The organism is Pseudomonas sp. 01L34 (assembly GCF_056400265.1).
In genome coordinates, this window is the sequence record NZ_JBFTSX010000001.1 from 351,068 (window position 1) to 371,287 (window position 20,220).

Below are 20,220 nucleotides of genomic sequence, written 5' to 3' on the forward strand. Positions count from 1 at the left end.
CTTTTATAGTGGGCGTCTTGCGTCGACTTCTCTTATTTTCGTTGATCGATAACTAAGGGGGTTTTGCCACTGTGTTTGTTTCGGGTGAATGCTTGTTCAACGCATGTTGTCACCTCCACAATTAAAAGTTCAGCGCGCACCGCATTCGCCAAGGCTTCGTGGGTCAGCAGTTTTTCGTGTACCCACTCGGCGTCTGCATCCGCGAGAACGTACATGCGTTCGACCCCGTTGGCGGTGTGGTCCAGGACCACTTGAATGGGGGATCCCACACTGAGTTCCAGCGCCGCGGGCGAAATGAACTCCGTGCCAATGCGCACCAGTTTGTCGTGCCGCTGCAGCAGTTCGAATCGCGGCGTCTCCAGTCCGCAAGGGCAGGTTCCGGGTATCCAGCGGCCGGTGTCGCCGATGTCATATCGGCGCACGTGCTGACCCTGCCGGGCGCGTGACGTAAACAGCAGGCGGCCGATCTCATTGGCCTGTACCGGCGCATCCTGTTCGAGCTGGACGATTTCCAGATGCTGGATTTCGCTCATCAAGTGGAATACGCCGTCCGCCGTTGCCCGGCAGGCATGCCCCAGGGGGCCTGCATCGACGGAGCCATACATGGCGGAGCGAATCGTCGACACCCCACAGCTTTCCATCAGGCGCCGACTGGCTTCTCCCGGATGTTCGCCGCCAAGGAATACTTTGCCGATACCGGCATAAGCGCGAAGTCGGGCCTGCTCTTTGAGAAACAGCCGATGCAACGTGCTGGGCATGCCGATCAGCACGGTGACACGCTGCTCCACGATCAGTCGGGCGATTTCGCTGAAGTCATCGTCCTGGGGAGCCCCCATGGGCAAATGCACAACCCCCATCCGTTCAAGAATGTTGGAACAACTGAAAAAACCACCATAAAGGTTGCCGCCGTAGAACAGGTTCATCACCCGGTCCAGTGACGGATCGAGCCCGACGCAGAACATGCCGTCGGCCGAGGCGCGCATTTGTCGATGAAAGTCTTGATAGCTGAAGCCAGCCAGCGCCGGGGTCCCGCTGCTACCGCCGGAGCGGAAGTACAGCTGTGCTGCGGACCCGATCGGCTGGGCCATAAAAGTGTCCTTGTCCATGATCGGGTCACGGGATGTGTCGGGGGCGGGCGGAACTGGGTCGAGCGTTGCACGACCTGTTAAGACATGCTGGGGCAAACTCACCGAGAGGCGGCGACTCAGACGCGACAGCGCGTAGACGCCATCGTGGGGCTCGCCGGTGTATCCGTCATGGATCGATTCGCAAGGTGCAATGCGACTGACGCCGGCATTGACCAATGTTCGAACGAGCTCAGGCGTTTTTGCCGAGGGGGACATCAACGCGCAGCTTTGCAGGAAGTTGCGCCAAGGCTGCAGCGTCTCGGCGAGCAGATACTGAGGAACCGGTTTGAGCACAATCGTACGAAACAACGGTGACGGCGCGAGCTTTTGATGGTGCTCCCAGATGACGCGCCATCCGAGGCCAGTCCACACTTGGCCGGTCTGATTGGCAAAGCACTGATCGAGCCGTGCCATGGCGGTGCGGGTGGTGATTTCCGATGCTTCCTGATCTGTCGGCGTTAATGCCGGCCAGTGTGGGGCGCGACGGTTGAAGGCTTCGGCCAGTCGATCTCCGAGGTTCTGCAAGACGGCCGGATCGTTGCTGTCCACCAGCACCCATTGAGGACTGGAACACGCTTGTTGATCCAGTCGACAGACTTCATCCGCCAGGGCATCGAGCGCCGAAGGCGACGCCGCATCAGGTGACAGGTAGGCGAAGCTGATCTTGTGTCCCCAATCGATCCAGCGACAGCCGGACGGGATCTGCTGGCGGATCGATTTAAGCGCCACTTCTGCGCCCCAGGCGGATACCCCATCGGCCTTGGCGCAGAGTTGAGCGATATAGGAGGTGTCCACCGGCAGAACCGCTACGAATTCGGCCAGTCTGCCACTGGTGTCGCAACGCAAAAGGGCGGCGAGCAATTGTGCGGTCAAACCCTGATCGCTGGAGCTGGGGCGCAGCCAGTTGATGTTGCCGGCTAACAGGCTTTCGAGAATCGCGCAGAACGCCAGCATCGGCGCATTGCCCGGGGTGATATGCACCACCAGCCCCAATGGATGCCAGCTTTCGAAGCTTGGCTGGCGGTAGTCGATACGCCGCAGTGAACGCGGTTGCGGGCCCAATTCCCGTTCAAGCTTGGTGCTCAGGTTGCTGCGCTGGCAGAAGTCGATAAGCCCCTGACATTGGTCGTCGTCCAGGGGCAGATCCAGGCTGCGAGCTTGCAACTGCGTGGCAAAGCAAGCGGCGGACTCGATCACGATATCGCTGTCGATCGGCGTAGCCAGCAGCCGGGGCAGCGGTTGCTGAAGGAGTTCGAGGGCGCTTTGGGCAGAGATGTCGTCGCGCAGTTGGCCATTGATCAGGTACATATCAAGCTCCCCCGATCAGTTCTGAAGCGGCCATGGCACAGCTACGACTGGCGCTGGTGCCGGCACGTCCATGCAGTTCGAACCAATCGGTCGTCAGGCCGCATCCGCAACTGGCGCCGGGGTGCAACGTTGCCAGATCGCCCATGACCACAGCATGAGCAGGGCTTGAGGAAATGTAGGGGGAGACGAATTCCAGCAAACCGCGCTGGCCGTAGGGCTGGACAGTGAAATCGGATGGGTTGCGCACGAAAACCTTCGAGTAAATCGGTACATGAAAATGATGGTGGGCACACTGGATATAGGGCACGGCATGCTCTACGGCGCCGTAGCCGTCCCGGCAGCGGGACAGGTCGATACCCAATTGCCGGTTGATGCGGGCATACAACTGATGCAGGGGAATCTCCTGTGCCGCCTGGGTTTTCCAGCCGCCCCCCAGCAACACCAGTGACTGGGCAGGCAACTGCAAGTCGGCCACGCCTGTGTCCTCCATGTGCTGCAGTGCATGGGAAAGGAACGCCGGAAAACCGAGAATGCGAACGGGCAATCCTTCCTCGGCAAACTCCTGCAGGGCGCGAATGACACCGAAGAGGTCGAACTCGTGGCCTTTGCCGGTCAGGCGCAAGCCGTAAGCGGCTCGGTTGACGGGGGCATAGCTACACAGAAATTGATCGGTATAGGCCGTGCCCAGGGTAATGACCGCCTCGGGTTCGTAGCTCAGAAGCAAATAATTGCAGGGGCTGTCCGGGGTGTCCCAGCCGTAGTGCCGGAAAATGTGGCTCACCATGCCTTGGGCGGCGACCATGCTGCGATGGTCGTAGCGCATGCGACTCTTCTGACCGCTGGTGCCGGATGAGGTCATCTCCAGCGCGCCTTCGCCTGTGGGACTGATCAGCAGATGACGTTTGAAGTAATTGGCGAAAATCGGCGGCAACCTTGACCAGTCATCCAGCGTCTCGAGAGTGCGGGCATCAAGGCCATTGGCGTTCAGCCAGCGTTCATATCCGGGCGTGTGATGACAATGAAACAGGCTGATTTCACCCATTGCCTGATCGAACAGACCTTCTGGCATGGATTCCAGGCAATAGGGTTGCGTTAACGCGCAAAGCGCATCGGCGTGGGGTAGATGGATCATCAAAAGACCTATGGGGTGGTATCAGACGGCAAGCGTGATATGAGAGCGACGCAGAAACAGTCGTAAGGGCGCCAGGCACAAGAGTCCCGTGAGGCCGGCCATCAGGGCGAAGGCTTCAAGGCTGTCACCGGCACCCAGTGCGGCGATAATTGAGCCGCCGCCACCCATGACGGCAATGGAGATCATGCCGATCATGGCCGAGACCAGGCCTTTGCTGTCGTCGCTGGAGAACAGGGCGAGCCGGTACAGCGCGGCATTGCTCATGCCGAGACCGATGGCGTAAAGCGATAGGCAACTGACCAACAGCACCGTTGAAGCACCGGTGAACGTTATGGTGATCAATGCAATGAGCCCGCCGCAAAATGGCCAGAGCGCATATCGAATCAGTTGGGGCAGTTCAGTGTTGGCAATCAATCGGTTGAGTATCAGATTGCCGAGAATGACGGCCGCAAATACCGGGATTTGCCACTGGCCATACTGCAGAGGAGGAAGTCCCTGGCTCTGGATCAGCAAGATTGGCGCCAAGCCGATCCAGGCAATCAACGGCAGGCTCATTAGTCCCAGGGCGACGGTAGCGCTCAGGAATTGTGTGTTGGTGAGCAACGCGGCGTATCGGCGCACGGTGCCGTTCCATTCAAAGGGCACTGCGGCCAATTGTTGACCGTCCTGGCGCGCGGTGCCCACGGTTTCCGGCATGAACAGGTAAAGCCCGAGCCAGACCGTCGCGCCGCCGACACCCAACACTAAAAACAGCTCCCGCCAGGAAAGCCATTCCAGCGCCAGGCTGCTGAGCAGGGGGCCGAGCAGCGGGGAGAGCAGCGCAACGTTCCCCAGCAACGCCATGATTTTTACCGCGTCGGCTTCGCAGAAGACTTCTTGCAGGGCTGGATAACTGACTGCAATGACAAATCCCAATCCGATGCCCTGAATCAGGCGCAAGCCGTTGAAGGCAAGAATGCTCTGCACGTAGAACGCCACGGCACAGGCCAGGGCGAACACCGCACAACCGATGAGCAACAGCCTGCGACGACCGAAGTGATCGGACAATGGTCCGATAAGCCACTGCAGAAGAACGCCGCCAATCAAGTAAAGATTGAAGGCATATGGAACGTGACTCGTACTGGCATCCAGTTGATGGGTGACGGTCAACATGGCCGGCATAATCATATCGCTGGCCATATAAGTCAGCAGTTCGAAAAGAGTGATTGCAAGACAAAAACCGAATAATCGAGGCGGACTTATATTTATCAAAGGTTTGCGCATGGCGTTCCCGTTGGTGCTGGAGTTGGATAAGGCAGCAGAGCAAGAGTAACCATGGCTCATGAATAATTACATGTGCTTATGTGAGGCTAAGAGTTTCAATACTTTTCGTTATGTGTCTGGCTGGAAGTTCAGGGGAAAGAGGAGTGGGCTTTTGTAAATAAAATTACAGAGAAATAAGAATAGTCCTACACAAAAATGCCCGCGATAGAGCAGGCATTTGTACGCGACTTGTAGGGTGATTTCTTCGTCTTGTGAGTGAATGGTAAGTTATTCACTGGTCAAGAAAGCAGTTTAACGTTATCGACGCTGATAGTAGCCGTGTCCGTCACGGTCGTAATGGTGGCCGCCATGCCAGCCGTTATTAGGAAAAATGATGCAGCCACTCAGGGTCAGGAGGGCGAGCAGTGGAATCAGCTTTGTGATTCGACGGAACATTTTAAAAATCCTCATGGTTATCGCCGCAATGAAGTCAAAACTCTTCATCGGCTGTAACATGAGACCCCGTTTGCAGCCCCGCATTCGCGCAGAACTGTAGGGGTTTGGTATGCAATCGGATACAAACCGGATACATTTTTTTGGTTCAGGAACCCGTAATGACCCAGTCGCAACGTTTGAAATACTCGATTCTGATTTCCCTGGTGGTACTGGGGATCATGTTCGGCCTTTCCTGGCTGCAGAACGCAGGGTTCATCAGCGAGAAGCTGTTCCAGTACATCGCCATTGGCGTGGCGGTGGTCGTGGTGGTGATCAATGGCGTGATGCGTCGCAAGGTCAAGCCTTGAGCGACGCCTGCTGGCCTGATTGCTCGCCATGAAGGACGGCGACAGCCTGTGGATGCAGGCTGTAGCTTTTGTCTGGATTGAGCGTGATAACGCCTTCACTGCACAGGCGTTTCAACACTTCGCGGACACTGAGAAAGGACAGGGGAATGTCCAGGTCCAGCAAATGACTGTGCACACCGCGCACACCCAGGCTGCGGTCGCCTTCGGCGGCGCTTAGCAAGGCGTCGATGACTTTCAGGCGAATCAGGCTGGTCCGCAGGCCAAAGCACTTGAGCAAAAACCTGATCCGTTCGTTGCCCTGGCGTTCGGTCTGTTGATTGCAAGCACCGGAGCTCATGGCGCTGCCCTTTGATGTATGGCTACCATCCGTTGGCAGTTGCGGGTTGTACATGCAAAAACTCCTTTCCAGAGCCTGATCATGAAAATGTGATGGGTGCTCTTGATCAATAAGACGAACGAGCCGGGAAATAATGAAGACCTGCATGTAGAAAATTTGTCGCCGCGACGTCAGCGCTCTGTGAGAAGGGCATTTGGGGATGCCCTCGAAGACCTAATTTTTTTGGTGTTCGCTTCGTTTTTCTGGAAGGCGCATTGCGTGTCATACGTCTTTTCGATCAGGAGCGAGCGTGATTATTTCCAGGCAGTTAACCAGGTTGAGCCTGGCGGGTGTGTTTCTGGGGCTGAGCCTTGCGGCAAACGCGCGCAGTCAGCCAGAGCAGGCGACGGCCGACATCCGTCGAACCAGTTTCGGCGTACCGCATATCCGCGCCGAAAACGAGCGCGGGCTCGGCTATGGCATTGGCTACGCCTACGCTCAAGACAACTTGTGCTTGCTGGCCAATGAGATCGTCACCGTCAATGGCGAGCGTTCGCAGTATTTTGGCCCGGAGCAGGTGACGCTCGAGGAGCGCGGCAACCTGGCCAGCGATCTGTTTTTCAACTGGCTGAACACCCCCGAGGCTGTCGCCGGTTTCTGGCAGGCGCAAACTCCTGAAGTACGTGATCTCATTGAAGGCTATGTGGCGGGTTACAACCGTTCGCTGACAGAGCGTCGAGCGCAAGGTTTACCGCAGCAATGCCAAGGCGAATGGGTGCGCGCAATTACCGCCCAGGACCTGGTCAAGTTGACTCGTCGATTGTTGGTCGAAGGCGGCGTGGGCCAGTTTGCCGAAGCACTGGCCGGCGCGACTCCGCCTAAAGCCGTCGCTCATGCGGCAGGCGACCCGGCGTCGTTCCAGTTGGCGGCTTCGCGCATGCAACGCTTTGCTCTGGATCGCGGCAGCAATGCCGTGGCGGTTGGCAGCGAGCGTTCGTTCAACGGTCGCGGAATGCTGCTGGCCAATCCGCACTTCCCTTGGGTGGGCGGGATGCGTTTTTATCAGATGCACCTGACCATTCCCGGCAAACTGGATGTGATGGGCGCCGCGTTGCCCGGTCTGCCGATGATCAACATCGGGTTCAACCAGCATCTGGCATGGACCCACACCGTGGACTCGTCCAAGCACTTCACCTTGTATCGCCTGCAACTCGATCCGAAGGAGCCGACCCGCTACCTGCTCGATGGCAAGTCTTTGCCAATGAAAAAGCAGACGCTGACAGTCAGCGTGAAGCAACCCGATGGCCAGACCCGGCAGATTTCCCATGTGGTCTATAGCTCGGCGTTCGGGCCGATTGTGCAATGGCCTGGAAAACTGGACTGGAACAATCAGTTTGCCTACAGCCTGCGTGATGCCAACCTGGACAACGACCGGGTCTTGCAGCAGTGGTACGCGATGAATCGTGCCGCCAGCGTCAAGGATTTACAGGCTTCGGTGCACAAGATTCAGGGTATCCCGTGGGTCAACACCCTGGCAGTGGACGATCAGGGGCAGACGCTTTACATGAACCTGTCAGTGGTGCCGAACGTCAGTGCCGAGAAGTTGGCCAAGTGCAGCGACCCGCGAGCGGGGTTACAGATGATCCTGCTCGACGGCTCCAACAGTGCTTGTGCCTGGGACATCGACCCGCACGCCGCGCAAAAAGGCATTTATGCCGCAGACAAATTGCCGCAACTGTTGCGCAAGGATTTTGTGCAGCATTCCAACGATTCGGCCTGGATGGCCAACCCGGCACAACCGCTCACCGGTTTCTCGCCATTGATCAGTCAGGACAGCCAGCCATTGGGGCTGCGTTCGCGCTTCGCCCTGGAGCGCCTGAGCTTTTTAAACAAGGCGGGTCCTATTGCGGCGGCGGATCTGCAACACATGGTGATGGACGATCAGGTGTATCAGGCGGCCCTGGTGATGCCGGACCTGCTGCAATTCTGTGCCGCGGACCTCGGCACCGATGCGCCGACGCTGACGCCCTTGTGTGCCAGTCTCAAGGCTTGGGATCACCGAGTGAATCTGGACAGTGGGCTGGGCTTTGTGCATTTTCAGAACGTCATGCTGGCGTTGCAGCAAACCCCTGACTTCTGGCGTGTGGCGTTCGATCCGAAGGATCCGCAACACACCCCGAGTGGCCTGGCAACCGAACGGCCGGAAGTCGCCAAAGCGGTTCGAGCGGCGATGCTGGCTTCGGTAGAGAAGGTCGAGACCCTTGGCCTGAAGGCCGACAGCCGCTGGGGCGATATCCAGGTGGCCAGCAGTGGCGGGCAGCAAACGCCGATCCACGGCGGGCCGGGCGCGCTGGGTGTGTATAACGCCATTCAAAGCGTGCCGAGAACCGACGGCAAACGTGAAGTCGTCAGTGGCACCAGCTATTTGCAGGTGGTGACGTTCGATGACAAGGGGCCGCAGGTTCAGGGTTTGCTGGCATTCTCGTTGTCCAGTGACCCGGCGTCGAAGTATTCCCGGGACCAGACACAGGCCTTTTCGAACAAACAGTTGAGTGTGTTGCCGTTCACCGAGCAGCAGATCACGGCTGATCCGCAGTATCAGGCTCAGACGATCCGCGAGCAGGATGAAAAGGTGGGGAAGATCGCCGCGCAGTAACAGCGATAGCGTTTAAATGAAAAGGTGAAGGCCGTACCCCGCAAGGGTCGCGGCCTTCAGCTTTTTGGGGCTTGTTGAGGCATTGAGTTGAGGACCGGATTGCCGTCCTGGTTGCGGGTCAGGTAGACCGGCAGCACCTTGGGCAGCGAAGCCACCAGGTTATTGAGCTCTTTGATGTTGTAGATACCGCCGAGGCGAATCGAACCAGCGCTGTGGTCCGCGAGCATCACCGGTTTGTTCAGATAACGATTGATCAAGGGCAGGGCATCGGTCAGCGCCAGATTATCAAGCACCAGTTTGCCGCTACGCCAGGCCAGCGACTGGTCGTTGGCATAGGTCTGGCTGATTTGTGGCGTGAAGTCGCCGTGCCTGTAACGTGCCTGCATCGCAGGTTCCAGGCGTAGACCGTCGCTGGGCAGGGCATCGTTGCTGGTCACCAGCACGGAACCCTCGATCAGGTTCACGCGTACCTGGTCTTCATACATCCAGACATTGAATTGGGTGCCGGTGACGCGAATCCTGCCGTCGCCCGCCCTGACAATGAACGGGTGCTGCAGGTCGTGGCTGACGCTGAAGAAGGCTTCGCCTTTTTTCAGCGTGACACGACGTTGATCCTTGTAATTGCTGAACGTCAGTTCACTGCCCAGGTTCAGCTCCACCTGGCTGCCGTCACCCAGTGTGACCTGACGAACACTATCGGTCGCCTCGAAATGCTGGTAGGCATTGGGCAGCCACCCCAGGTTCCATCCGGTATACGCGGCCAGTGGCAGCGCCAGGGCGCAGATCGCGGCTGCGATGCCGAAAGTGCGCCAGGGTGTTGTCGGTTTGAGCCGAACAGCCGGTGTGACGGATTCAGGACGAGGCAAATCCCCCGCAACATCCCAGATCTCCAGCATGGCTTCGTACTCGAAGGCGTGCAGCGGATGGGCATCACGCCATTGCTCGAACGCCAGGCGTTCCTCTGCCGTGCAGTCGCTGGCGTGCAGACGCATGCACCAGTGCGCAGCGGCATCGGTGATGGCGTCGTATTGGGCTTGCGAGAGAGAGTGGTCGGTCATTGACTCATCCTGATTTCCTGCATTCTAACCTTGAGGGGAAGCCTGCGAGAACAATCGTCATGGCATTTCCCCATCAAAGTCGAAGTTATTTTCAGGGCACTGACATTGCGCCAGTGCCTGGTGACCGCGTTTCAGGGGGTGTCGACGTGAAGTTGACGTCCCAAATGAGAGATAAGCCAAGCGACAGAGTCAGCATTGGCCAGCTGGACAGCCAGTCTTGTCGTAGCATCCTTTTTGAAATGCGTGCGTGCTTCGGCCAGGGTTTTTTTTCCGGTCAAACTCAAAATCCGGTCACGTGTACGGTTGGTTTCCTCGTAGAAGGTTTGACCAAAATCTTCCCATACATTTGTATCGTCATTCAAAACGGCGAACAGTTCGGATAAGGGGGTATGGATTGAAAGTGCTTCCTTCTGAAGCTGTGTCAGCGCCTTGCTCAAATGGTTGCCACGGGGCGTAGTGGTATCAATCAGGTCGACAAACGGTCTGCTTGCATCCATATAAGCAATATCCTCCGTGTCACAAATTACATGCGACAGCTCGTGGATCAACGTCGTTGCGCGGGCGTGGGCACGGATCGGGAACGCGGCATCGGTCATGTAATTACGGTAGTGATCCATGTAAGGCATAAAATACTTCTCTGCCAGGTAGATTTTTTTCTGTTGATCGGTAGGGATCGTGAAGGCAAACATATGGTCCCGGTCACCGGGATGAGCTCTCCCGGTGACGAAGCGTTCCGACTGCTCGTTCCTGAGGGTCGGATCCAACAAGGCACCGAGAATGTCCTCTACGACCTTCTGGATCATCGTCACATGCTCGGGCGATATCTCCGACACATCAAGAAACCTCCTGACGAGCTGATGAACCGGTGTCTCTGTGTCGCCTGAATTTTTCAACAGTTGCAAGTTACGAAAACCGTTCCACGCATAGGTAGTTGCGAAGTCAAGGCCTTCGTCGATCAGCCGCGCCCGCACAGGGAAGAGCCGGCGTATTTGAGCCATTCCGTTGGCTTCGACGTTCATCCCGCCACGGACAGCGTTCCACGTTTTCAACCTCTTGATCAGGCTGTACTGACGAACCAGCTCATCCGGTTCCCGCACCCACTGCTTTGAAGCGTTTCGAGCAACATGGGGGCCGCTTCCGTCCGGACCGCTGATGCGCCAGCGCAGGCCACGTTTTTCGAGTTGATAGACCTTTCCTTCAACCGCACCGTATTTTTTCTGTGTGGTCGGGTGCGTGTAGAGCCCAAGGGCGGTGTCCCGGGTCATCGAGCCAAGGTTGACATCAACGTGCTCGTGGTTCTGCAAACCGGTGCGTGCGGGATCGGTAGTGGCGATGTCTTGCCATTTAAGGCTGGCACTGGCTGGGGAGGGGGAAGACTCGCTGGCCGCTGCAGAGGGCTCTGCCTGGCCTTCCATTGACTGGCGCAACATCGCCAGTTGCGTGATGCCGCTGATAAAGGATGTTATCGCCGGGCCCCATTTGTGTTGTTGAAGCTCCTCCGCAGACTGCTTGACCTCACGATAGCTGCGCCACACGACAATCGGGTAGGCCAGTTTGCCCATCAGGAATGTATAGGCCTGTTCCAGATCGTCACCCAGTACACGTTTTACGGTTTCCCACTCGCCTTGAGCGTCTTTGTTGGACTGGGTGCCCAACAGTCGCGCGAGGAGTTTGATATTTTCGTTGAACAGGTGCCTGAACAGATGGCCCTTGATGGGGTTGGAGGCCAGACTGATCTTGCCGGACGCTTTCGTACCCGTCACATGGGTGTCGTAATGCGTGCGGCCGGTGTCCGACAGCCTGTTGCGCACCCAACTTTGTAATGGCCCTTGTGACTTGAGCTCGGTCAGCAACAGCTTTTCGTTTTCATATTCCTTCACGCCATGCTCAGGGCTATAGGGCGCGATAAGCACCTCGGGTCCCGGGGTGTTCTGTTTGGGGCCGATCAAATACATTCCCGGGACTTTGATCGACTGGTCTTTACCGAAGAGAAGCTCAAGTGGACGGATTATCGCATTCGTACCGCTGACGGCCTCGCGGGCGATTGCATCGGGCATGTCCATGACCTGCCGAACGAGGTCGAGCCCGGTTTCGCTCAGGCGTTCCTGCAGTTTTAGCGAATGCGCGTAGTGCAGCAGTTGCCAGGGCAATTGTGCGGCGAACAGCTGTCTGCAGGATTTCGCAGTGGTGCTGGTTTCGGCAAGCGCCGCCTCCACAAATTTTTTGTGGAACTGACCGACATTCAGCTTTCGTATCAGGCTCTTGATGTAAGGCTTGTCCATTTTGGCAGGGATGGCGGCTGAGGTGAGTGACTTCAACTTGAAGTCGGCACTGTCCAGTTCATCAAAGTGAGTCAATGCAAAAGCCGACAGCGTTAACGTCTTTGCCGTGGACATCAGGCGCGAGGCAACCTGCACCTGGACGTTGTCCGGATCAATGGTCAATTCATCGGCCTTGAGTAACTCTTTCAACTCGAACTGTGCCGTGCGTTCAAGAGAGCGCACGCCGCTCAGGTAATCCTTATCGTCCTGGGCATTGTTCAGGTATTGCTGAAGCAGTTCTGCATGCAGTCTCTGATCCTGTATGGACGCTTTGGCCAACCATGCCGGAAGCTTTTGTTGTGTCGTCAGAGAGCGCGCGAGGTCTGTTGCCCGACGCAGCCCCGTCATCGGTTTATGCAATGCCACCAGGCTCAGTAGATTCTTCAGGACCGGTTCGGTCAGGGGGGAGGCCAATGCGCGTTCGACGGACAGTTGATCCAGCCGAACAAATGGTTTTTGTACGTGATCCAGAAAATTCTCATGAATCAGCTGTAATGGCGCGAGGGTAAAGGTGCGCCCTGATGTTCGCTGGCTTCTTTCGATATTCTCCAGAATCGCTGGGCGATCGTCCTCGCTCTGCAAACGTTTATTGAACGCTGTCAGCAGCGGTGTGAGGGCGGAAAAGGCTTCGAATCCCGAGGCGGGGGTCCATAAAATCGCCTTGCCGGAGTGGGTCGGGTCCAGGCCGCCGCGTTCGGTGAGCACAAAACAACTGGCGAGATCGAGCAAGTCACTGGAGTCGCCGGCCTTCAGCGCAAGGGAAAAGACGTCCGGCAGAAAACCGTTCAGCGCTGCGCGTTGCAGCCGGACCGGCGTCTCAAGCACCGTCTTGATCATTGCCAGTTCCGTCGTCCCAAGCGCGCGGATGACACCCAGCAGCTTGTGCTCGCTACGCAATGCGGTGGTCAGGGTATGCACAAACTTGGGTTGCAGTTGCTCAAGGGACGAACGGGTGAGGGTTTGTGCCGCCGCTAACGTTTTAACCGAAATGGACGGGTGTTTATCCAGCTGTTGCTCGAGTGCCTGCTTGACGGTGGAGAGACTTTCCAGTTGTTCTTTTGCCGATTCTGCCCGCACGGTGGCCGGTCGGGCACTCCATCGCTGATCGGCCCGGGTGCTCCAGCGGCCGTTTGCATCGCCGGTCAACAGGCGATTGTCGATCAGGCCCCGTACATCCAGCGCATTGTCGAGCAACGCATGCACATTGAGCGTGCCCTCGCTTTCCCGGTACCGGCTCAGGGCGTAGGTCAGGTTCTGCCATTGCTTGGCCCGGACATCTTCCATGAGTCGCTCAAACACCTGGCCGCTAATCGGTTCAGCAATGATCAGGCGCTCCTGTGGCTCAAGCGACAGGAAGGTGCCGCGTTCCTCGAGGGACATGAAATTAAGCAGATTGTCCTCGTGACCTTCACTTTTGAGCATGGTCAGTATCGTGTCTTTTATCGCTGCAAGATCGGTACTGGCCTGGATGCCTGAGGAGTGGGTGTACAGGTAGCCCAAGGTGTCCGAGTTACCACACATAAAGGTGGATGCGAGCTCTACGTAATGTTTGTAGAGGGCGCTGACACGTACGGCCTCGACCCGTAACGGAAGGGCTGGCGCAGGCGCGGCGCCGCTGACGCTCATCAACTCCAGATATTCAGTGGTGTTCAAAATACCTTGCTGACGTTTTCGCAGAAGATCCACATGATAGGCATCCCGCATGCCCTCGGCGAAAAATTCGGAACGGGACTGCCCGCTGCTCATGGGAGAATTCCAGAAGGTTTCGAGCAGACTCTGCAGATGGGGCGTGAAGCTTTGCGCGATCTCTTTTACCTCGAGTTCCCAGGCCTGGTTATCAGCGTCGCTGCTCACACCGTGGCCGGGGTTGGAGAAGGTCCTGATGTCGCCATCCGGCCATTGATTGGTCAGGTAGAAGTGCAGCAGGGCATCGCTCAGAGATAGCGAAGAAAGCTTGCGCCGGCTTTCCGGGTTGTCGGTATTGGAGGAGGGAGACGCGCTGTCGATAAAACTATCCAGTTGCGTTTGGCGCTGGTCCAGTTTGGGAAAACGCTTGGCCAGGGCGATGTTGAGCAGCTCGTCCAGCATCGATTGCAGCGACGGAATTTTCACCAGTTCAGCCAGCATCGTCTGGATGTTCTGCGTCTGGTTGCGGTCGAGGATCTGCTCCTGGTCCTGAAACCCCGCCCCCTCGATTTTTTGCGGCGTCACTGTCAAGCCCGTGGTGGCCAATGCAGTCGCCCGCTGTTCGATGGAGAGATAACGTAACAGCGCCTGCTTGCCGTCGTCCTGGCTCAGCAGTTCCTCGAGTTTCTTGGTGAGGTCGGTCATGTCCGCGTATTTGACGAGACCTTTCCACGGTGTGTAGAGGATGACTTCGCCGTTGGCCTTGTGTTCGTTTTTGACATCGTCCTCGACTTTGGGGTGGCTCATGCAAAACGCACCGGCCAATGGAATGTCAGTCCCGTCGGGCATCTTCAACATCAACCGATCTATCTGCATCGGAGTCTTTTGGGCTGCGCGAACCTCGTGGGTGGCGAGATAGACACCACCCCTCAACCATTTCAAATCGTCAAGAGTGAGATGCAGCGCTTTCTCGCGATCACCGGGGTGTTTGGCATTGGATGCACGTTCTGCCTCGTCGAAAAAATACGGCAGTGCTGGAGCAGTCATGATTTTTCCTCGATGGGCTGCGATCGATGGCGATCGCAGGTCGTTGGCTCGAGGGAAAACAGTAGGGCCAATGGAAAGCCCGGGTGCGGTACATATTGCTTGAGCTTATCCTTTGTCGCAGGCTTGACAGGACGCCGGTAAAACAGCGCTTAATCGACGACTTTTTTCGGTTGTCCTGCAACCTCGCTTGACCTGTTGCCCATACCCAATAATAAAACCGGAGCTTCAGATGACCGCATCGCCTGAAATGGCCGTCAACTCGAACACACAGAACCTCGACTTCGACGCGCTCGTTCAATTGCTCGAACAGATTTTCCTGCGCCATGGCACCTCGGCCGATGTTGCCAGAACCCTGGCCCTCAACTGCGCCAGCGCCGAACGTGACGGGGCTCACAGTCACGGCGTTTTCCGTATTCCCGGTTATGTGTCGACGTTGCAGAGTGGCTGGGTCAATGGCCAGGCCGTGCCGGTGGTCGAGGACGTGGCCTCGGGTTTTGTCCGGGTTGACGCCGGCAATGGATTTGCCCAACCGGCCCTCGCGGCGGCGCGGCCCTTGCTGGTGGAAAAAGCCCGCAGCGCCGGCATTGCGGTGTTGGCGATCCGCAATTCCCATCACTTCGCCGCCTTGTGGCCGGACGTCGAGCCGTTTGCCGATGAAGGGTTGGTGGCGCTGAGCGTGGTCAACAGCATGACCTGCGTGGTGCCGCACGGTGCCGATCGTCCGCTGTTCGGGACCAACCCGATTGCCTTCGCCGCGCCCAGGGCCGGCGGTGCGCCGATTGTCTTCGACTTGGCGACCAGCGCCATCGCCCATGGCGATGTGCAGATCGCCGCGCGTAAAGGCGAACGCTTGCCAGCGGGCATGGGTGTGGACAGCCTCGGCCAGCCGACTCAGGACCCGAAAGCCATTCTCGAAGGTGGCGCGCTGCTGCCGTTTGGCGGGCACAAGGGCTCGGCGCTGTCGATGATGGTGGAGTTGTTGGCGGCGGCGTTGACTGGTGGCAACTTTTCTTTCGAGTTCGACTGGTCGAACCATCCGGGGGCCAAAACCCCCTGGACCGGGCAACTGCTGATCGTGATCGATCCGAGCAAATCGGCGGGGCAGAATTTTGCCGAACGCAGCCAGGAACTGGTCCGGCAGATGCATGGTGTGGGGCTCAAGCGTTTACCGGGGGATCGGCGTCACCTGCAACGCGCCAAAGCCAATGTTGAAGGCATTGCGCTCGATCCACAGACGCTGGCGAATCTGCGGGAACTGGCCGGGTCCTGAGCCCGTTCCCACAGATCAATGGTTCAACGCCGACCCAACAACAGACCAACCACCAGGCCGAAACCCGCAGAGATGGCCACGGTTTGCCATGGATGGCCGCCAATGTAGGTTTCGGTGGCGTCGACCGCGGGTTGGGTCCGGTCACGAACACTGGATAACGAGCTTCGGGCCTGCTGGAGTTTCTGGGCGATTTGCCCGCGAAGGGTGTCCGCTTCTTCTCCGACCAGTGAGGCACTGCTTTTCAGCAGTTTTTCCGACTCTTCGATCAGGGCCTGAAGTTCGCTGAAGACCTGATCCTTGATTTGATCATCGGCGACTTGATCGACGGTTTTGCGAGCCATTTGGTGTACTCCTTACAGTGAATGGACAGTGAGCAATGGAGTCTGCCGCCGTGGCAAAAGTTGCAGCCATTTTGCGCGGTGACTCACCCCTGACGAAAAATCCAGCGCAGGACATTTCTTCCTACAGTGTAAGATGTCGCCTATTTTACGCAGCAGGTAATTCCCCATGAGCTTCAATCTGGCCGACAAACCCCTCGCCGAGCGCGCGGCGCTTGAAGATGAAAAATCCCGTCTGTTCGAACTCTGGCAAAACAACCTGGGCAAAGCCAAGGGCGAAGCCGCACGGTTGTTCGGTGAGCGCGCCAAGCGCAAAGGCAAATGGGCGGAATGGGTACGCGCCGAACTCGACGGCATGTCGCCGCCGGAATTCGCGAACATGGTGCGCAGTGAAGTCAATCGCTTGATGGCCGCTAAATAAACGCCCCGGAAAAAATCGCGGCAATCGCTTCACGCACTTTCAACACCACCGGATCGAGCTGCGTGCTGGTGCGCCAGCCCAGTTCGATCGGGTAACGCGGCAGCGCCAGAGGGCAGGGCAGCAGCGCCAATCCGCACAGTGCCGCAATACTTTGCGCCGCATGGGCCGGAATGGTCGCCACCGCCTGACTGCCCTTGAGCAGATAGGGCAACGCGGCAAAGTGGGTGGTCGATGCGCATACCCGCCGACTCAATCCCAACGCGGCGAGGCCTTCATCGGTAATCCCGATAAAACCGCCCGAGGACACCAGAATGTGCTCGCGGGCGACGAACTCATCAAGGCTGAGACTCTGTTGTCCTTCGGCCAGGCTGAGGGGATCCACCAGACACAGGTAACCCCCTTCACCCAGCACTTGGCGGCTCAGCAGTCGCTCGGCAAACCCGCCTGCGGTGATCGCCAGATCGATGCTGCGTTCCATCAAGGCCCGGGCGACGATCTGGCTATGGGTCTGGCGAAAGATCAGCCGCAGTTTCGGCGCTCGGTGAGCGATTTCCTCGATCAATCGTCGCCCGTAGGCGATTTCGAAATCATCCGACAAACCCACGGTTACCGAGCGCCCGTCGTAATGATGGGCCGCAGGATCGACCATCGCCAGGCTTTGCCGGCATTTGTTCAGCGCATCGCTGATTACCGGTTTGAGCTGGTTGGCCTTGAGCGTCGGCGCAAGGCCTCGGCCAGTGCGCACGAACAACTGATCACCATACACCTCGCGCAACCGGCGCAACGCCGCGCTGACCGCCGATTGCGTCACGCCAAGACGCAGCGCGGCGCGGCTGGCACTGGACTCCTCATGCAGTGCTTCGAAGACTTTGAGCAAGTTGAGATCGACGGTGGCGATATTCATTTGGTTCATATCATTCAGCAGTGAGTCGGGCTTTATTCATGATCCTGTGGCGCCGGAGAATGAGCAACACCTCATTCCTGACGGAGCCACCGTAATGCCCAAGTCAATCGTTGCTGCCCTGCAAATCGGCGCCTTGCCCGGCGGCAAGGCCGACACCCTCGATCAAATCCTCTCTTGGGAAACCGCCATTATCGAATCCGGCGCGGCGTTGGTGGTCATGCCCGAGGCGTTGCTCGGTGGCTACCCCAAAGGCGAGAGCTTCGGCACGCAACTCGGCTATCGACTGCCGGAAGGTCGTGAAGCGTTTGCCCGGTATTTCGCCAATGCCATCGACGTGCCTGGTACCGAGACCGACGCCTTGGCCGGGTTGTCGGCCCACACCGGGGCCAACCTGGTGATCGGCGTGATCGAGCGCGCCGGCAGCACCTTGTACTGCACCGCGCTGTATTTCGACCCGCAGGCAGGGCTGGTTGCCAAGCACCGCAAATTGATGCCCACCGGCACCGAGCGACTGATCTGGGGCAAGGGCGATGGCTCGACCTTGCCGGTGATCGACAGCCAGGTCGGGCGGATCGGCGCGGTGGTGTGCTGGGAAAACATGATGCCGTTGCTGCGCACCGCGATGTACGCCAAGGGCGTGGAGGTCTGGTGCGCGCCGACTGTGGACGAGCGCGAGATGTGGCAGGTCAGCATGCGTCACATCGCCCATGAAGGACGCTGCTTTGTGGTCAGTGCCTGTCAGGTTCAGGACTCGCCACAAGCCTTGGGCGTGGACATCGCCAACTGGCCGGCGGAGCGCCCGTTGATTGCCGGCGGCAGCGTGATTGTCGGGCCGATGGGCGACATTCTCGCCGGGCCGCTGCGTGGCGAGGCGGGATTGCTGACCGCCGAAATCGACACCGATGACCTGATCCGCGCCCGGTACGACTACGACGTGGTCGGGCACTATGCGCGCCCGGACGTGTTTGAGTTGACGGTGGATGAGCGAGCCAAACCGGGCGTGCGGTTCAACACATAATCCGTCGGGGGGTGTGATTGTCGTCTAGTCTCCAGGCGTTCACACCCCCGTCAACGGATGGACTCGCCATGAGTTTGTTACTAGGCCCGATTCTGCAGTTTCGTGGCATCAATAATAATGTCTACAACGTGTCTGCCCTGGTGGTTTCACCCTTGGGCGAGCCACCTCCCACGGTAAAAGTGCCCAAGGATGTGACTGCCGACACACCCTTGGCCATCGCCGATATCCCGCTGCTCAACCCTAATTCCCGGGTTTGGCGCATCGATTTCAAAGCGGCGCAGGATCAGGCCGTTGCCACCAGTTACACGGTTTCCATAGACGGTGCGCAGGCCAACTTCGTCGTTCCGGCCAAGGGCCAGTCGCCGCGCATTGCGTATGTGTCGTGCAACGGTTTCTCCGACCCCAAGGAGATGGAGAAGGTAGACCGGAACAACGAGCGTTGGGAGCACATGTGGGGTGCTCACCAGGGCGAGCCCTATCATCTGCTGTTGATGGGCGGCGATCAGGTTTACAGCGACGACATGCGCAGCAGTGTGCCGTCGATGAAAGCATGGTTCGCCAAACCCTTCGCCGACCGGCAAAAGGCTGCTTACACCAAGGTGATCGAAGCCGATCTGGACAAGTTTTTCACCAGGCTCTACCTGGAATGCTGGAAACAGCCCGAGATGGCCAAGGTGTTCGGCGCCATTCCGACGGTGATGATGTGGGATGACCATGACATCATCGATGGCTGGGGTTCCTACGATGAGATATTGCATTCAAGCCCGGTGTTCCAGGGGCTGTTTGCCACAGCCAAACGCTATTTCAGGATTTTCCAGCAGCAACTGATCCAGACGCATCCTCACCTCAAGCCGTCCGCTGATACCCATCCCTGCGCGATTCCCGGCACTGCTGATGGCTTTCACCTGGGGTTCACCGGCCTGGGCGAGTTGGCCTTGCTGGTTCCCGATCTACGCAGCGAACGTGCGCCGGACTTGACCACCCCGCAGGCCCAACAAACCCGGGTTATTTCCCCGGTCAGTTGGGATGCGATTTATGCCTGGCTGGACAAGGTCCCTGCGCACAAGCACCTGTTGCTAATGTCGAGTATTCCGGTGGGTTACCTTGATTTACAGGCCGCCGAAAAGGCGCTGGACGTGATGGTGGGGCAACAGGAGCTCGAGGACGATTTACGCGACCACTGGCGAAGCCTGCCGCACCGCAGTGAACGCAAGCGGTTGATCATGCGGCTGCTGGATTTCGCCAAAGCCCAATCATGCAAGGTCACGCTGGTGTCCGGCGACGTTCATGTGGCCGGGGCCTGTGTGATCGAATCGAAGTTGCCCCGGCATGGCAGCGATGGCGCGGGGAAAATCTACCAATTGATTTCCACCGGCGTCGTGCATCCTGCGCCGCCAGTGTTGGCGGTGCACTTTCTGGAGTCCATCGGTGCGAACCAGGAACAGATCGACTACGGCATCACCGGAACCATGTTGCCTGTTGGCGCGAGGGGTCGTTACCTGATCGCCGCACGAAACTGGTTGGCGATCGAGCCGGATGAAGGCGGCAACGGCAAGACCCGACTGTGGGCCAACTGGCACGTAGAAGGTCTGAAGCATAGTGTGACGCAGGTGATCGACCCCGTTACATAGCG

At 58.1% G+C, this 20,220-nt stretch carries 15 protein-coding genes; 6 read left to right on the plus strand and 9 right to left on the minus strand.

Annotation, left to right across the window (positions count from 1 at the left end; genetic code table 11):
• Positions 1 to 32 precede the first annotated feature (32 nt).
• The 4 genes from AC1DQM_RS01560 to AC1DQM_RS01575 all read right to left on the minus strand — a co-directional run bounded on the left by AC1DQM_RS01560 (position 33) and on the right by AC1DQM_RS01575 (position 5,265).
• A complete protein-coding gene (locus AC1DQM_RS01560; protein ID WP_477745735.1) occupies positions 33 to 2,435 on the minus strand; it encodes an aldehyde dehydrogenase family protein in 2,403 nt (800 codons plus the stop codon).
• Between the two features lies 1 nt (position 2,436).
• Complete coding sequence (locus AC1DQM_RS01565) at positions 2,437 to 3,567, minus strand: LuxE/PaaK family acyltransferase (RefSeq protein WP_026286419.1); 1,131 nt, start codon at positions 3,565 to 3,567, stop codon at positions 2,437 to 2,439.
• Positions 3,568 to 3,588: 21 nt separating this feature from the next.
• On the minus strand, positions 3,589 to 4,830 hold the full coding sequence (locus AC1DQM_RS01570) for an MFS transporter (RefSeq protein ID WP_477745736.1): 1,242 nt from the start codon (positions 4,828 to 4,830) through the stop codon (positions 3,589 to 3,591).
• Between the two features lie 297 nt (positions 4,831 to 5,127).
• Entirely contained in the window at positions 5,128 to 5,265 is a 138-nt protein-coding gene (locus AC1DQM_RS01575) for a hypothetical protein (RefSeq protein WP_018926108.1), read from the minus strand.
• Between the two features lie 158 nt (positions 5,266 to 5,423).
• Between AC1DQM_RS01575 and AC1DQM_RS01580 the strand changes: the two genes are divergently transcribed.
• On the plus strand, positions 5,424 to 5,612 hold the full coding sequence (locus AC1DQM_RS01580; RefSeq protein ID WP_018926107.1) for a hypothetical protein: 189 nt from the start codon (positions 5,424 to 5,426) through the stop codon (positions 5,610 to 5,612).
• On the opposite strand, the gene AC1DQM_RS01585 is transcribed toward AC1DQM_RS01580, so the two are convergent.
• Positions 5,602 to 6,003, minus strand: coding sequence for a fe2+ zn2+ uptake regulation protein (locus tag AC1DQM_RS01585; RefSeq protein ID WP_477745737.1), 402 nt, complete (start codon positions 6,001 to 6,003; stop codon positions 5,602 to 5,604). The genes AC1DQM_RS01580 and AC1DQM_RS01585 overlap by 11 nt on opposite strands.
• Positions 6,004 to 6,238: 235 nt before the next feature.
• Between AC1DQM_RS01585 and pvdQ the strand changes: the two genes are divergently transcribed.
• A complete protein-coding gene (gene pvdQ, locus AC1DQM_RS01590; RefSeq protein ID WP_477745738.1) occupies positions 6,239 to 8,584 on the plus strand; it encodes a bifunctional acylase PvdQ in 2,346 nt (781 codons plus the stop codon).
• Between the two features lie 56 nt (positions 8,585 to 8,640).
• Here pvdQ and AC1DQM_RS01595 read toward each other — a convergent pair whose 3' ends face one another.
• Together AC1DQM_RS01595 and AC1DQM_RS01600 are read right to left on the minus strand one after the other, a co-directional pair.
• Positions 8,641 to 9,642 carry a FecR family protein gene (locus AC1DQM_RS01595; RefSeq protein WP_477745739.1) on the minus strand — a complete coding sequence of 334 codons (1,002 nt, stop codon included), beginning with the start codon at positions 9,640 to 9,642 and terminating at the stop codon, positions 8,641 to 8,643.
• A 131-nt stretch (positions 9,643 to 9,773) separates the two neighbouring features.
• Positions 9,774 to 14,636, minus strand: a complete 4,863-nt coding sequence (locus AC1DQM_RS01600) for a dermonecrotic toxin domain-containing protein (protein WP_477745740.1) — start codon at positions 14,634 to 14,636, stop codon at positions 9,774 to 9,776.
• 229 nt (positions 14,637 to 14,865) lie between these two features.
• Here AC1DQM_RS01600 and AC1DQM_RS01605 point away from each other — a divergent pair, with 229 nt between their 5' ends.
• Positions 14,866 to 15,906 carry an Ldh family oxidoreductase gene (locus AC1DQM_RS01605; protein ID WP_018926102.1) on the plus strand — a complete coding sequence of 347 codons (1,041 nt, stop codon included), beginning with the start codon at positions 14,866 to 14,868 and terminating at the stop codon, positions 15,904 to 15,906.
• Between the two features lie 23 nt (positions 15,907 to 15,929).
• Here AC1DQM_RS01605 and AC1DQM_RS01610 read toward each other — a convergent pair whose 3' ends face one another.
• On the minus strand, positions 15,930 to 16,247 hold the full coding sequence (locus tag AC1DQM_RS01610) for an ElaB/YgaM/YqjD family protein (RefSeq protein WP_018926101.1): 318 nt from the start codon (positions 16,245 to 16,247) through the stop codon (positions 15,930 to 15,932).
• 166 nt (positions 16,248 to 16,413) lie between these two features.
• Here AC1DQM_RS01610 and AC1DQM_RS01615 point away from each other — a divergent pair, with 166 nt between their 5' ends.
• The gene (locus AC1DQM_RS01615) at positions 16,414 to 16,665 is read left to right on the plus strand and encodes a hypothetical protein (protein WP_007983592.1); all 252 of its coding nucleotides are present in this window, start codon (positions 16,414 to 16,416) and stop codon (positions 16,663 to 16,665) included.
• Here the strand turns inward: AC1DQM_RS01615 and AC1DQM_RS01620 are convergent.
• A complete protein-coding gene (locus AC1DQM_RS01620; RefSeq protein WP_477745741.1) occupies positions 16,658 to 17,578 on the minus strand; it encodes a LysR family transcriptional regulator in 921 nt (306 codons plus the stop codon). The genes AC1DQM_RS01615 and AC1DQM_RS01620 overlap by 8 nt on opposite strands.
• An 85-nt stretch (positions 17,579 to 17,663) precedes the next feature.
• Between AC1DQM_RS01620 and AC1DQM_RS01625 the strand changes: the two genes are divergently transcribed.
• Positions 17,664 to 18,587, plus strand: a complete 924-nt coding sequence (locus AC1DQM_RS01625) for a carbon-nitrogen hydrolase family protein (protein ID WP_477745742.1) — start codon at positions 17,664 to 17,666, stop codon at positions 18,585 to 18,587.
• Positions 18,588 to 18,655: 68 nt separating this feature from the next.
• A complete protein-coding gene (locus AC1DQM_RS01630; RefSeq protein WP_477745743.1) occupies positions 18,656 to 20,218 on the plus strand; it encodes an alkaline phosphatase D family protein in 1,563 nt (520 codons plus the stop codon).
• The last annotated feature ends 2 nt before the right edge of the window (positions 20,219 to 20,220 follow it).

Excerpts from the sequence above, each read along its gene's own strand:
- AC1DQM_RS01595 (WP_477745739.1), bottom strand. The coding sequence starts at position 9,642 with ATGACCGACCACTCTCTCTCGCAAGCCCAATACGACGCCATCACCGAT.
- AC1DQM_RS01610 (WP_018926101.1), bottom strand. The coding sequence starts at position 16,247 with ATGGCTCGCAAAACCGTCGATCAAGTCGCCGATGATCAAATCAAGGAT.
- AC1DQM_RS01560 (WP_477745735.1), bottom strand. The coding sequence starts at position 2,435 with ATGTACCTGATCAATGGCCAACTGCGCGACGACATCTCTGCCCAAAGC.
- AC1DQM_RS01585 (WP_477745737.1), bottom strand. The coding sequence starts at position 6,003 with ATGTACAACCCGCAACTGCCAACGGATGGTAGCCATACATCAAAGGGC.
- AC1DQM_RS01600 (WP_477745740.1), bottom strand. The coding sequence starts at position 14,636 with ATGACTGCTCCAGCACTGCCGTATTTTTTCGACGAGGCAGAACGTGCA.
- AC1DQM_RS01565 (WP_026286419.1), bottom strand. The coding sequence starts at position 3,567 with ATGATCCATCTACCCCACGCCGATGCGCTTTGCGCGTTAACGCAACCC.
- AC1DQM_RS01630 (WP_477745743.1), top strand. The coding sequence starts at position 18,656 with ATGAGTTTGTTACTAGGCCCGATTCTGCAGTTTCGTGGCATCAATAAT.
- AC1DQM_RS01580 (WP_018926107.1), top strand. The coding sequence starts at position 5,424 with ATGACCCAGTCGCAACGTTTGAAATACTCGATTCTGATTTCCCTGGTG.
- AC1DQM_RS01605 (WP_018926102.1), top strand. The coding sequence starts at position 14,866 with ATGACCGCATCGCCTGAAATGGCCGTCAACTCGAACACACAGAACCTC.
- AC1DQM_RS01575 (WP_018926108.1), bottom strand. The coding sequence starts at position 5,265 with ATGTTCCGTCGAATCACAAAGCTGATTCCACTGCTCGCCCTCCTGACC.
- AC1DQM_RS01570 (WP_477745736.1), bottom strand. The coding sequence starts at position 4,830 with ATGCGCAAACCTTTGATAAATATAAGTCCGCCTCGATTATTCGGTTTT.
- AC1DQM_RS01625 (WP_477745742.1), top strand. The coding sequence starts at position 17,664 with ATGCCCAAGTCAATCGTTGCTGCCCTGCAAATCGGCGCCTTGCCCGGC.
- AC1DQM_RS01620 (WP_477745741.1), bottom strand. The coding sequence starts at position 17,578 with ATGAACCAAATGAATATCGCCACCGTCGATCTCAACTTGCTCAAAGTC.
- AC1DQM_RS01615 (WP_007983592.1), top strand. The coding sequence starts at position 16,414 with ATGAGCTTCAATCTGGCCGACAAACCCCTCGCCGAGCGCGCGGCGCTT.